The sequence below is a fragment of the Variovorax sp. 01N429 genome (assembly GCF_056399425.1).
On the sequence record NZ_JBFTRG010000003.1, the window covers coordinates 380,150 to 392,239 of the forward strand.

Sequence of the window (12,090 nt, forward strand, 5' to 3'; positions counted from 1 at the left end):
CTGCACCGCCGAAGCGCGGAGCGTCAGGCGGATCAGGGCCGCGTGTGTTTGAGCGCAGCGAGTTTCACGCGGACCCCGCCTGACGTGAGCACTGCAGGGAAGCCCGAAGGGCCGGCGCAGCGGGGTTGTGCAGCCCGCACCGCATACCGGGCGGACCCACCAAACCAGCGGACCGCAAACCAAGACAGTCACACCTCAGCCCCCCGCCCAAACCGCCGCCCCAACCGATCAAACCCAAGATAAATCACAGGCGTAGTGAACAGCGTCAACACCTGGCTCACCACCAGCCCACCAAATATCGCCAGCCCCAAGGGCCGCCGCAGCTCAGCCCCCTCGCCCCATCCGAACATCAGAGGCACAGCCGCAAACAGCGCAGCCAACGTAGTCATCAAGATAGGCCGAAAGCGCAGCAGCGCGGCCTGGTGAATCGCCTCCTCAGGCGACTTGCCCTGATGGCGCTCCGCATCGATCGCGAAGTCGATCATCATGATCGCGTTCTTCTTCACGATCCCGATCAGCAGGATGATCCCGATGATCCCGATCACCCCCAGGTCGTTGCCCGTCACCATCAGCGCCAGCAACGCACCCACACCCGCCGAAGGCAGCGTCGACAAAATCGTCAGTGGATGGATGTAGCTCTCATACAGCACCCCCAGCACGATGTACACGCACACCACCGCCGCAAGAATCAGCCACAACTGATTGGTGAGCGACTTCTCATAGGCTCCAGCCGCGCCGAGGAAAGTCATCGTCACGCTCGGCGGCAGGCCGATCTCCTTGGCCGCCGTGCGGATCGCCGCCACCGATTTTCCGAGCGCCAGGTTTGGCGCCGTATCGAAGCCCACCGTCGCGCCCGGATACTGCGCCACCCGCGTCACCTGCAGTGGCGCGTACTGCTCGCGCACCGTCGCCAATGAAGACAGCGGCGTCGGCGCGCCCGTGCCCGTGCGCAATTGCAGGTTCCCCAGCAGCTCCGGCGAAGACAAGGCATCGCGCTGCGCTTCGAGGATCACCCGGTATTGATTCGTCTCCGTGAAAATCGTCGATACGATCCGCTGCCCGAAGGCACTGTAGAGCGCGTCGTCCACCGAGCTTGCCGTCACCGACAGCCGCGATGCGGTATTGCGGTCGATGTCCACATAAGCGGCCAGCCCCTGCGCCCCTGCATCCGTCGTCGGATTGCGCACCTCCGGCACAGTGCGCAGACGCTCGACCAGCTTGCGCGCCCAGTCGTTCACCGTCGCCGTGTCCACGCCTTCGAGCGACAGGCGGAACTCCGTCGGCCCCGTCTCCGCATCGATCGTCAAGTCTTGCGTCGGCTGCAGATACAGACTCACGCCCGCCACGCTTTCATTGACGCGGTCGCGCAGACGCTGCATCACAGTGCTCTGCGAATCGTGGCCCTTGCGCAAGTTGACCAGCATGCTTCCGGCGTTGAGCGCCGTGTTGTTGGCAGCATCCACACCCACCACAGAACTCAGGCTTTGGACGTCAGGGTCCGCCAGGATCGCATTCGCCGCCGATTGCTGCAGCTCGGCCATTCGCACATACGACACCTCCTGCGCCGCCCGGATGCGCGCCTGGAGCTGACCCGTATCCTGCGTCGGAAAGAGCCCCTTCGGAATGACGACGTAAAGCAGCACTGTCAGCGCCAGCGTCAGCGCCGCGACCAGGAGCGTCAGCGGCTGATGCCGGAACACCCACTGCAGCCATTGGTCGTAGCGTGCGATCACCCGGTCGAAGAATCGCTGCACGCTCACGCCGAAACGGCCACCCTCTTCCGATTCGGGCTTCAACCAGCGCGCCGACATCATTGGCACCAGCGTCAACGAGACCACCGCCGAAATCAGGATCGTGATTGCCAGCGTCACCGCGAACTCGCGGAAAAGCCGCCCCACCACATCGCCCATGAAGAGCAGCGGAATCAGCACCGCGATGAGCGAAACCGTCAGCGAAATGATCGTGAACCCGATCTGCGTCGCGCCTTTGAGTGCTGCCTGGAACGGCGGTTCGCCCTTCTCCAGATAGCGGGCGATGTTCTCGATCATGACGATCGCGTCGTCCACCACGAAGCCTGTCGCAATGGTCAGCGCCATCAGGCTCAGGTTGTTGAGGCTGTAGCCGAGCAGATACATCAGCCCGAAAGTGCCGATCAACGAGATCGGTACCGCGATGCTCGCGATCACCGTCGCGCGCAGGCTGTGCAGGAAGAAGAAGATCACCAGCACGACCAGCACCACCGCCAGCGCGAGTTCGAGTTGCACATGGCTCACCGACGCGCGAATGCCCGTCGTGCGATCGCTCAGTACCTCCACCTTGATCGAGCCGGGCAGCGATGCCTCGAGCTCAGGCAACTGCCGCTTGATCGCGTCGACCGTGCCGATCACATTGGCACCCGGCTGCCGCTGGACGTTCAGGATGATCGCCGGATAGAGCTTGGGTTGCGCCTCCTGGGCCTCCTGGGTCTCTTGCGCCCCTGGCGTCGTACCAGTCGGCTTCGCATCCGAACGCAGCGCCGCCCAGGCGCCGAGCTGCGTGTTCTCGGCGCCGTCGACCACGCGCGCGACATCGCTCATGCGCACAGGCGCGCCGTTCTTCCACGCGATGATCAGGTTTTTGTAGTCGGCGGCGGTTGCAAGCTGGTCGTTTGCGTTGATGGTGTAGGCGCGCTTCGGCCCGTCGAAGCTGCCTTTGGCGCTGTTCGAATTGGCCGCCGCGATGGCCGTGCGCAACGTATCGAGACCGATGCCTACCGATGCCAACGCATCGGTGTTCGCCTGGATACGCACGGCTGGCCGCTGGCCGCCCGAGAGCGACACCAGCCCCACCCCGCTGACCTGGCTGATCTTCTGCGCAAGGCGCGTGTTCACGAGGTTCTGCACCTCGGTCAGCGGCATCGTCTCCGAACTCACCGCCAGCGTGAGAATGGGCGCGTCCGCCGGATTCACCTTGGCATACACCGGTGGCGCCGGGAGGTCTGCCGGCAGCAGCGAGCCACCAGCGTTGATCGCGGCCTGCACCTGCTGTTCGGCGACATCGAGCGTCTGGTCGAGCGCGAATTGCAGCGTGATGATCGACACGCCCGTCGCGCTGGTCGAACTCATGCGGTCGAGTCCGGCCATCTGCCCGAACTGGCGCTCGAGCGGCGCCGTCACCGTGCGGCTCATGACCTCCGGACTGGCGCCCGGATAGAGCGTCTGGACCTGGATCGTCGGGTAGTCGACTTGGGGCAACGCGGCAAGCGGCAGGAAGCGAAAACCCACCAGCCCCGCGAGGACGATCGCCACCATGAGCAGCGCGGTCGCGACCGGCCGCTCGATGAAAGCGCGCGACGGACTCATCATCTCGGTCCCCTCACTGCGGCGGCGGACGCTGGCGACGGCCCTGGCCCTGGCCTTCGCCGCGCGGGCCCTTCTGACCCGGAGGCTTTGCCGCGGCGGGCTTGTCGCCCTGCAATTGCACGCGCGCGCCGTCCTTCAGGCGATCGCCACCTTCGGTCACGACGATGTCGCCTTCCTTGACGCCATCGACGATCGACACCAGGTCGACGGTCGCGTCGCCCCGCTTCACAGCGCGCATCGACACCGTGCGGTCGTCGTTCACGATATAGACGAAGGTGCCGTTGGGGCCGGTGCGCACGGCAGTCACGGGCACGACGATGGCGCTCACGGTGCGCAGCGTCATCTGCACATTGACGAACTGGTTGGGAAAGAGCGGTGTTCCGGCATTCGCAAAACGCGCCTTGGCCCTGACCGTGCCTGTGCTGGTGTCGACCACGTTGTCGAGCGTCGAGAAAAAGCCGGTGTCGAGTGTCGAACTGCGAACGCGGTCCAGCGCCTTCACGGGCAGCTTCTCTCCCTTGGAGAGTTGCGCCTGAATGTCGGGAATGCGGTCCTGCGGCACGGCGAACTGCACATCGATCGGGTTCATCTGCGTGATCATCGCGATGCCCGTGGTCGCGTTGGCGGTCACGGTATTGCCGGGATCCACAGTGCGCAGTCCGATGCGTCCGGCAACCGGCGCGACGATTCGCGTGTATTCGAGGTTGAGCTTGGCAGCGGCCTCGGCCGCGCGGTCGGTAATCACGGCCCCTTCGAGTTGCTTGACCAGCGCGGCCTGCGTGTCGACGTCCTGCCGCGCGATCGAATCCTGCGTGAGCAGCGTCCGGTAGCGCGACAGCGTGACGCGCGCCGCTTCCAGTTGCGCCTCGTCGCGCACCCGCGTGCCCTGGGCCTGCGCCAGCGCCTGCTCGTAAGGGCGCGGATCGATGCGCGCCAGAAGTTGCTCCTTGGCAACCATCTGTCCTTCGGTGTAGTGAACCTCGGTCAGCACACCGCCGACCTGCGGCCGGAGAGTGATCGTCGCCAGCGGCGTCACCGTGCCGAGCGCGTCGATGAGGATCGGCAGGTCGGCGCGCCGTGCCACCGCGTGGCCGACGGTCGAAGCAGCACCGAAAGCGCCGGCACCGCCTGTGGGCGCGGGCGGGCGCTTGATGAGATAGACGGCGCCGCCGATCAGCGCGAGCGTCACCAGAACGGCCAACAGGCTGCCAAGCCAGCGCCGCTTGCGGGAGGGAGCGCGATGGTTGGGCTGGGGGGCGGGAACGGGCTCGGCGGCGGAGGGTGACGACATCGGTGCTTTTGGGCAGGTATGCAGAAATGCAGGTTGCCTGTAGTTGATCGCCGAATCGTAGCGCTCCACCGCGACGAACCGTAAAGGGACGGTAAAGCACAGGTTGACGTCTGCGTCTGGCGCCGCCCGATCGCAATTGGCGCCGCCAGCTTGCGTTTCGTCGCACAGCGATGGCGAGTCCGTGAATCGATCGGCACAGTCCGCCCATCGACATTCATCCCTGACCCCTCATCCCCCATCCTTACGGAGAAACACGATGCTGACCCAGATCCTGATCCACACGCCCAAGTGGGTGTTCGTCTCCTTTGCTCTCCTGCTTTGGTTCGGCGCCAAGCAGTTGCTCGCAAGCAGCGTGAGCCTGACCCGCGTCACCATCGTGCCCGCCGTGATGATCTGCCTGTCGCTCTTCGGCGTCGCTTCGGCTTTCGGTGAATCCTTGATGGCTCTGCCGGCCTGGGCCGCAGCGGCGCTTGCCGTGCTAGCCCTTGTGGTGCAGCGGCCCGTGCCGGCGAGCACGCGCTATGACGCCGCGGCGCGCCGCTTTCATCTCGCAGGCACGGCCGTGCCGCTGATGCTCATGATGGGCATCTTCTTCACCAAATACGTCGTGGGTGTACTGCTCGCCATGCATCCGGAACTCGGACACCAAGCCACTTTCGAGATCGGCATCAGCGCGCTCTATGGCGCTTTCACGGGCATATTTGCCGGCCGGGCGATCCGCCTCTGGCGCCTGGCAATCCATGCCGACCGCACTGCAACCATCGCCATCTGACATTCCATTTACCCATAAATCCACCCATACATCCGGAGATATTCGCCATGGACTCAAATGACATCGAACGACTGGCCCGCCGACGCGCCAAGGCCAAGATCGGCTGGTTCATCCATCTCGCCGCTTATCTGGCGGTCAACTTGATGCTCGTCGTGCTCTCGTTCGCAAGCGGCCATCGCTGGGCGATTTTTCCGCTCCTGGGCTGGGGGGTGGGTCTGGCCTTGCACGGCGCAGCGGTGTGGCTCTTTGCGCCGGGAAGCAACATGCTCGAGCGCATGGTCGAACGCGAACGCGCCAGGCTGTCCGGTGCCAAGGGAGACCGGTGGTGAGCGCCCGGTACCTCCGCGCCCTGGCGCTCGTCGCGGTCTGCGCGCTCGCTTCGGCTGCGCAAGCAGCCACGGGACTGGCAGTGCTCGCGGCGCCCGCAGGTTCGGGGCCGATCACGGTGTTCTATCCGACCGATGCGCCTCCTAAGACGGTGCATCGCGGCCCCTTCACGCTGAGCGCCGCCGTCGACGCCGCTCCTGTCGCGGGCAACGGCCATTTGATCGTGGTGTCGCACGGCTCGGGCGGCTCCGCCTGGCCGCAGGCCGATCTGGCGATCACGCTGGTGAACGCAGGCTTCACCGTCGCCATGCCGGAACATGCTGGCGACAATTTTCACGACATGAGCGACGTCGGCCCCAGGACCTGGCGCCGCCGTCCCAAAGAGGTGTCGCAAACCATCGACGCGATGGCCGGGGATGCCCGATTCGCGCCGCTGCTCGACTTTCAGCATGTCGGCATCTACGGCATGTCGGCAGGCGGCCTCACCGCGCTGACCCTGGCAGGTGCGCGCTGGTCGCCGGCCTTGCTGAACGCGCATTGCCAGGCGCATCTGGCGGAAGACTTTCCATCCTGCGTGGGCTTGGCGACGTCCCTCACCGGCGGCGTGCTCGACCCGTTGCGCCTCGCGGTTTCCCGCCGCGTGATCGATTTCAAGCTGGGCAGCCAGACCACCCTCGAAGGCTGGACCGATCCGCGCATCACCGCCGCCGTGGCCGCGGTGCCCATGGCCGCGGCCATCGACATGGCTTCTCTCGCGACGCCGGGAATTCCGCTCGGTCTGGTGCGAGGCGGCAAGGATGCGTGGCTGGCGCCCCAATGGCACATCGACGCGGTGCGTGCCGCGTGCAAGCGGTGCGTGCTGGTCGCGGACATGCCGGGCGGCGGCCACGGCTCGACACTGTCGCCCCAGGTGCCCGATCTGCCCCCGCGCCTGGCTGCCCTGCTGGATGACCCGCCGGGCTTCGACCGAGCAACGCTGCCAGGCGTCTACGCGGCGATCACGCAATTCTTCGTCCAGAATCTGCAGCGATGAACATCCGATGGAGCGACGCCGCCCGCCACGGCCTTCAAGTGGCGGCGTTTTGTTGCGCGGTCGCTGTGTTGACGACGCTGATCTGGCCGCGCAAGACCTATCTGGTGCAGCTGGGATATTCGCTGACGATCGGCTTCGTGTCGTGGATCGTGATCGAGTTCGGCCGCTATTTCGTCGACGAGCGCAACTGCCACCACAGCAGCAGCGGCGGACATGGGTGGCCCAAAGGCTGGCGCGGCGTGGTGTTGACCGCTGTCGGCATCGCCTGCGGATTCCTGTTTGGCGACCGGTTGGCGGATTTCTTCCTCGGTGACGGCGGCGTCGGCACGCCGCGCGACAGCTCGATCAGCCTCGCCATCACCATCTTCGCAGGCGCCATTGCCAGCTTCTTCTTTCATGCCCGCGGACAAACCGCGGCGCTGGCCGCCCAGATCAGCGCAGCGGAACGCGATGCGACGGAGGCCAAGCTGAAGCTGCTCGAAACGCAGCTTGAGCCGCACATGCTCTTCAACACGCTCGCCAATCTGCGCGCGCTCATCACCACCGATCCGCCACGCGCCGTGGCCATGCTCGACCATCTCAACAGCTACCTGCGCGTCACGCTCACCGGCTCACGGGCGCTCTCGCATCCGCTGTCCGCCGAATTCGACCGGCTCGGCGACTACCTCGAACTGATGTCCGTGCGCATGGGCGAGCGCCTGCGCTACAGGCTCGATCTGCCCGCCGACCTCCGCGATGTGCCCGTGCCGCCGCTGATGCTTCAGCCCCTGATTGAAAACAGCATCCGCCACGGCCTGGAGCCCCAGGTGGAAGGCGGCGAAATCACCGTGCGGGCCAAGCGCGAAGGCGCGCAGCTCGTCATCGAGGTGACCGATTCTGGTGTCGGCATCGACGGCGATAGCGCTTCTGATGGAACCGGCGGCTTCGGGCTGGCCCAGGTGCGCGAGCGGCTCCATACGGTGTATGGCCCTAAAAGCACGATGATCCTGACCCCTCTCGACACCGGCGGCACGCGCGCCGTCATCAGCTTTCCCTCGCCGACATGAAGACGACTGCCCTGATTGCCGAAGATGAACCGTTGCTGGCACAGGCCCTGCGGGCCGAGCTGGCCGCCGCATGGCCCGAGCTCGAAATCATCGCTGTCGTGGGCGACGGGCGCAGCGCGGTGCGCGAGGCTCTGGCGAAGTTGCCGCAAGTGCTTTTTCTCGACATCCGCATGCCGGGAATGGACGGCCTCGGTGTCGCCGCCGAACTGGCCGATACATGGCCCGGCGACGAGGCGCCGATTCCGCAGCTGGTCTTCGTCACGGCCTACGACGAATACGCTGCGCGCGCATTCGATGCGCAAGCCATCGACTACGTGCTCAAGCCCGTGCAGCCCGACCGCCTGCGGCGCACCGTGGAACGACTGCGGAAGACCCTGCAATCCACCCCATCGCCCGCCGCGGCGCCGGCCGATGCGCTCGCCAGCACGTTGGCGCAGTGGCACAAGGTTCTGGCCGCAGCCAGCGAAGGCATCCTGCCCTCAGGCGCGACAGCCGGAGCACCGCTCAAGCTAATTCCGGCCAGCGAAGCGGGCTCGTCGGGCAACAGCGTGCGCATGGTGCCCATCGACGAAGTGCAATATTTCGAGGCTGCCGACAAATACGTGCGGGTGCTGACCGTCCGGAATGAATACCTGATCCGCACGCCGCTCAAGCAATTGCTGCCTCAACTCGATTCCAACGTCTTCTGGCAGGTACACCGGGCCGTGGTGGTGCGCAGCGACGCGATCGAATCGGTTTGCCGCGACGACGCCGGCAGGCAGCACCTCACCTTGCGGGGCCGCCCGGAAAGGATCCCGGTCAGCCGGCTCTACGCTCACCTCTTCCGCGCGATGTAGCCGTCCATGAAAAAACCGACCCCCTGTGACAGAGGCCGGCTTTTCATGTGACAGCAGGCAAATTGCTGACGGCTAACGCTCATTAACTTTCAACCGCGCTCAATAGCGATAGTACGGTCCGCGGTGGTGACGATGGTAGTACCCAGGCGCCGGACGGTAGTAGACCGGCGGGGGTGCCATGTACACCGGTGCGGGCCGGTAATACACAGGTGCGGGCGCGACGTACGCGGGGGCCGGTGCGTAGTAGACCGGCGGCGGCGCGTAATAGGGTTGCGGCGACGCAACACCCACGGCGATGCCGGGGACGTTCACGCCGACGGACCAGTTGGCTGCATTGGCCGAAGCCATGCCAAAAAGCGCACCTGCGGCAACCGCACCGGCAGCAGCCCATTTGAAGAGAGTGGATCGGGTCGTGGTCATCTCTGGATCTCCTGTTGAAGCGGTGTTGGCCGCCATGTAGGTATTGAACGCGGCAAGTGTCAATGTGGTGTACGCCGCACTGTGAAGAAAGTTGCCAAAAGTAACGCCCGCAGACCGCCCCCTAGAATGGGCGAATGACCTCCCCTGCAGCCGACAACGACACCGCCAAGCCAAGCAATTTCCTGCGCCACGTGATCGAAAACGACCTCGAACAGGGCACCTATTCGACCCGTAAATGGGGCGGCACCCCAGGCGATGCCGCACACCACGGCCAGGGCATGCAGGACCCGGCCAAGGTCCGCATGCGCTTTCCGCCCGAACCCAACGGCTACCTGCACATCGGCCATGCCAAGAGCATCTGGCTGAACTTCGAGCTTGCCAAGGAATACGGCGGCATTTGCCACCTGCGCTTCGACGACACCAATCCCGAAAAAGAAGAACAGGAATACGTCGACGCCATCCGGGACGCCGTGAAGTGGATGGGCTACAGCACCACGATGACGGACGATCCCGCCCACCCCGGCGCACCGAACGATCACGTGTACTTCGCAAGCAACTACTTCGATTTCATGTATCGCGCGGCCGAATACCTCATCGGCGCCGGCCTTGCCTATGTGGACGAACAGAGCGCCGACGAAATCCGCGCGACTCGCGGCGACTTCAACACGCCCGGCACCGACAGCCCTTTCCGCGACCGCACGCCCGAGGAGAACCTGCTGCGCTTCCGCGCCATGCGCGACGGCCGGCTCGAAGACGGCGCCGCCGTGCTGCGCGCCAGGATCGACATGGCGAGCCCCAACATCAACATGCGCGACCCTGCGCTCTACCGCATTCGCCGCGCCACGCACCACAACACCGGCGACAAGTGGTGCATCTATCCGATGTACACCTTCGCGCACCCGATCGAGGATGCGCTGGAACAGATCACCCACAGCATCTGCACGCTCGAATTCGAAGACCAGCGGCCCTTCTACGACTGGCTGCTTGACCGCCTCGCCGAAGGGGGCCTGATCGCCTCGCCGCATCCGCGCCAGTATGAATTTGCGCGGCTGAATGTGACCCACGTCATCACCAGCAAGCGCAAGCTGCGCCAGTTGGTGGAGGAAGGCCACGTCGACGGCTGGGACGACCCCCGCATGCCGACGCTTGCCGGGCTGCGCCGCCGCGGCTACACACCCGAGGCGCTCAGGCTGTTCTGCGAGCGTTCGGGCGTCACCAAGTCGGGCGGATGGATCGACTACGCCAGTCTCGAAGCCGCGCTGCGTGACACGCTCGATCCGATCGCGCCGCGGGCCATGGCGGTGCTCGACCCGGTCAAGCTGGTCATTACCAACTGGGGTGAGCTGATGGGCGGTGACGACGTCCTCGACGACTGCTCGGCGCCCGTGCATCCACACCACCCGGAGATGGGCCGACGCGACTTCAAGCTGGGGCGCGAAGTGTGGATCGAGCGCACGGACTACGAAGACGTGCAGCCAAAGGGCTTCTTCAGGCTCTTCCCGGGCAACAAGGTGCGGCTCAAGTACGGGCATGTCGTCGAATGCACCGGCGGCACCCGCGACGCGGACGGCAAACTGGTCGAAGTGCAGGCCAGGCTGGTGCCGGACACCAAGAGCGGCACACCAGGCGCAGATGCCATCAAGGTGAAGGGCAACATCACGTGGGTTGCGGTGGCCGACGCGGTGCCGGTCGAAGTTCGGCTTTACGAGCGCCTGTTCGCCGCGTCCCAGCCGGGCAGCGGCGAGTTGCTGGAAGAACTCAACAAAGCGAGCCTGCAGACGACGCAGGCGTATGCCGAGCCCTCACTTGGCGTGTCGGTGCAAGGCGCGCCCTATCAGTTCGAGCGTCACGGCTATTTCGTGCTGGACTCCCGCGCGAACGCATCGGGCGGGCGTGTATTCAATCGCGCAGCCGGCATGCGCGACAGTTGGGGCAAGTAGCCGCGCGGCTGCCCGCTTTCAGAGAGGCTTCGTCAGGTAGACGGCCTCTCGCCCCACGATCACCCGTTGCGCCGGCATGAACACGGTGCATTCGTCGCATGGCGCGCGAATTTCGTCCGGGCCATTGATTGCTATCAGCTCGCCTTTCGCAAAAGTCTCGAAGCCGATCAGCGGGCGCACGAAATGGAAGTCCTCCGACTGGATGACGTGCGTCTGCAGCAATTCAAAGCGCCGCTGCGGCTCGGGCGCGGCGACCGGTTCTCTCTCGATCAGCCCGAAATGCGCCAGAAAGCGCAGCGACACTTCGGTCGCGAGGTCCGCCGCAGCCTTCTTGAAATGCTGGCCGCATTCGACGACCACCGCCGCGCCGGGCGCATCCGCTCCGGCATGCAGGCCATGCTGGATCAGCGGCGTGCCCGAACCCAGCCCACTCGGCATCGCGAGGTGAACGGGCGGCAACCCGATCGCCATCGCCACGCTGGCATTGCGCTCGAATGCCGGATAGACCCAGAAAGGCACCACGTCCTGGCTCGTCGAATGGATGTCCAGGATGTGGTCCGCCGCCGCGACCACCGGCCGCAATTCGCGGGCGCGGCGCAGTTCGGGGCTGTCCTCAGGCCCGTCCAGCCACTCATCGGACCACACGCGATTCAGGTTGTGCACGATCTGGCGGTTGTCGAAGGGCCGTTCGATCGCGAAGGCGTTGTAGGCCTCCACGTGCGCGAAGCTCACGGTCAGCGTGCCGATCTTGGGGCGGACGCCGGTGTCCAGCAGATGCGTGGCCGCGACCATGCCGCAAATCTCGTTGCCGTGCGTCAGCGCATTGATCAGCACGTGCGGACCGGGCTGGCCGGATTCGAAGCGGTGGACGTAGTCAATGCCGGTGTTGCCGTGGCGATAGGCGGAAATGTCGCGCGGGAGCACTTCGAATGCGGGGAGATCCTGGGTCATGAGGCTGCGTTTCCTGCGTTTCTCTGGTCATGGCGGCATTCGCCGGGTCCCCGGAGTTTGCTCCAATTTGCCTCTTAGACTCGTGGGCTCATCATGCGAATCGCCCAAGCCCTGTCCCCATGCCTTTGACCGC

At 65.3% G+C, this 12,090-nt stretch carries 10 protein-coding genes; 6 read left to right on the forward strand and 4 right to left on the reverse strand.

Annotated elements, in window-relative coordinates; translation table 11 throughout:
• Positions 1-188: 188 nt before the first annotated feature.
• Both AC1DSF_RS07835 and AC1DSF_RS07840 read right to left on the reverse strand, forming a co-directional pair.
• Positions 189-3,341 (reverse strand): efflux RND transporter permease subunit, encoded by a 3,153-nt coding sequence (locus AC1DSF_RS07835; RefSeq protein WP_478126758.1) that lies wholly within the window; start codon positions 3,339-3,341, stop codon positions 189-191.
• 13 nt (positions 3,342-3,354) lie between these two features.
• Positions 3,355-4,632, reverse strand: a complete 1,278-nt coding sequence (locus AC1DSF_RS07840) for an efflux RND transporter periplasmic adaptor subunit (RefSeq protein ID WP_478126660.1) — start codon at positions 4,630-4,632, stop codon at positions 3,355-3,357.
• A 256-nt stretch (positions 4,633-4,888) separates the two neighbouring features.
• Here AC1DSF_RS07840 and AC1DSF_RS07845 point away from each other — a divergent pair, with 256 nt between their 5' ends.
• The 5 genes from AC1DSF_RS07845 to AC1DSF_RS07865 are packed head-to-tail and all read left to right on the forward strand — an operon-like array spanning position 4,889 to position 8,646.
• Positions 4,889-5,404 carry a DUF6622 family protein gene (locus AC1DSF_RS07845; protein WP_478126661.1) on the forward strand — a complete coding sequence of 172 codons (516 nt, stop codon included), beginning with the start codon at positions 4,889-4,891 and terminating at the stop codon, positions 5,402-5,404.
• 47 nt (positions 5,405-5,451) lie between these two features.
• Positions 5,452-5,733, forward strand: coding sequence for a 2TM domain-containing protein (locus AC1DSF_RS07850; RefSeq protein WP_478126662.1), 282 nt, complete (start codon positions 5,452-5,454; stop codon positions 5,731-5,733).
• The gene (locus AC1DSF_RS07855; protein WP_478126663.1) at positions 5,730-6,764 is read left to right on the forward strand and encodes an alpha/beta hydrolase family protein; all 1,035 of its coding nucleotides are present in this window, start codon (positions 5,730-5,732) and stop codon (positions 6,762-6,764) included. Before AC1DSF_RS07850 ends, AC1DSF_RS07855 begins: the two co-directional genes overlap by 4 nt.
• A complete protein-coding gene (locus tag AC1DSF_RS07860) occupies positions 6,761-7,810 on the forward strand; it encodes a sensor histidine kinase (RefSeq protein ID WP_478126664.1) in 1,050 nt (349 codons plus the stop codon). Before AC1DSF_RS07855 ends, AC1DSF_RS07860 begins: the two co-directional genes overlap by 4 nt.
• Entirely contained in the window at positions 7,807-8,646 is an 840-nt protein-coding gene (locus AC1DSF_RS07865; protein WP_478126665.1) for a LytR/AlgR family response regulator transcription factor, read from the forward strand. Before AC1DSF_RS07860 ends, AC1DSF_RS07865 begins: the two co-directional genes overlap by 4 nt.
• A 99-nt stretch (positions 8,647-8,745) precedes the next feature.
• Here the strand turns inward: AC1DSF_RS07865 and AC1DSF_RS07870 are convergent, their stop codons facing one another.
• Positions 8,746-9,066: a hypothetical protein gene (locus tag AC1DSF_RS07870; RefSeq protein WP_478126666.1), complete on the reverse strand. Its 321-nt coding sequence runs from the start codon at positions 9,064-9,066 to the stop codon at positions 8,746-8,748.
• 134 nt (positions 9,067-9,200) lie between these two features.
• Here AC1DSF_RS07870 and AC1DSF_RS07875 point away from each other — a divergent pair, with 134 nt between their 5' ends.
• Positions 9,201-11,006, forward strand: coding sequence for a glutamine--tRNA ligase/YqeY domain fusion protein (locus AC1DSF_RS07875; RefSeq protein ID WP_478126667.1), 1,806 nt, complete (start codon positions 9,201-9,203; stop codon positions 11,004-11,006).
• Positions 11,007-11,024: 18 nt separating this feature from the next.
• On the opposite strand, the gene AC1DSF_RS07880 is transcribed toward AC1DSF_RS07875, so the two are convergent.
• Positions 11,025-11,957, reverse strand: a complete 933-nt coding sequence (locus tag AC1DSF_RS07880; protein ID WP_478126668.1) for a M14 family metallopeptidase — start codon at positions 11,955-11,957, stop codon at positions 11,025-11,027.
• Between the last annotated feature and the right edge of the window lie 133 nt (positions 11,958-12,090).

Bases quoted from the DNA above. Each gene is read 5' to 3' on its own strand.
- AC1DSF_RS07880 (WP_478126668.1), bottom strand. From the start codon at position 11,957: ATGACCCAGGATCTCCCCGCATTCGAAGTGCTCCCGCGCGACATTTCC.
- AC1DSF_RS07870 (WP_478126666.1), bottom strand. From the start codon at position 9,066: ATGACCACGACCCGATCCACTCTCTTCAAATGGGCTGCTGCCGGTGCG.
- AC1DSF_RS07845 (WP_478126661.1), top strand. From the start codon at position 4,889: ATGCTGACCCAGATCCTGATCCACACGCCCAAGTGGGTGTTCGTCTCC.
- AC1DSF_RS07835 (WP_478126758.1), bottom strand. From the start codon at position 3,341: ATGAGTCCGTCGCGCGCTTTCATCGAGCGGCCGGTCGCGACCGCGCTG.
- AC1DSF_RS07860 (WP_478126664.1), top strand. From the start codon at position 6,761: ATGAACATCCGATGGAGCGACGCCGCCCGCCACGGCCTTCAAGTGGCG.
- AC1DSF_RS07850 (WP_478126662.1), top strand. From the start codon at position 5,452: ATGGACTCAAATGACATCGAACGACTGGCCCGCCGACGCGCCAAGGCC.
- AC1DSF_RS07840 (WP_478126660.1), bottom strand. From the start codon at position 4,632: ATGTCGTCACCCTCCGCCGCCGAGCCCGTTCCCGCCCCCCAGCCCAAC.
- AC1DSF_RS07875 (WP_478126667.1), top strand. From the start codon at position 9,201: ATGACCTCCCCTGCAGCCGACAACGACACCGCCAAGCCAAGCAATTTC.
- AC1DSF_RS07865 (WP_478126665.1), top strand. From the start codon at position 7,807: ATGAAGACGACTGCCCTGATTGCCGAAGATGAACCGTTGCTGGCACAG.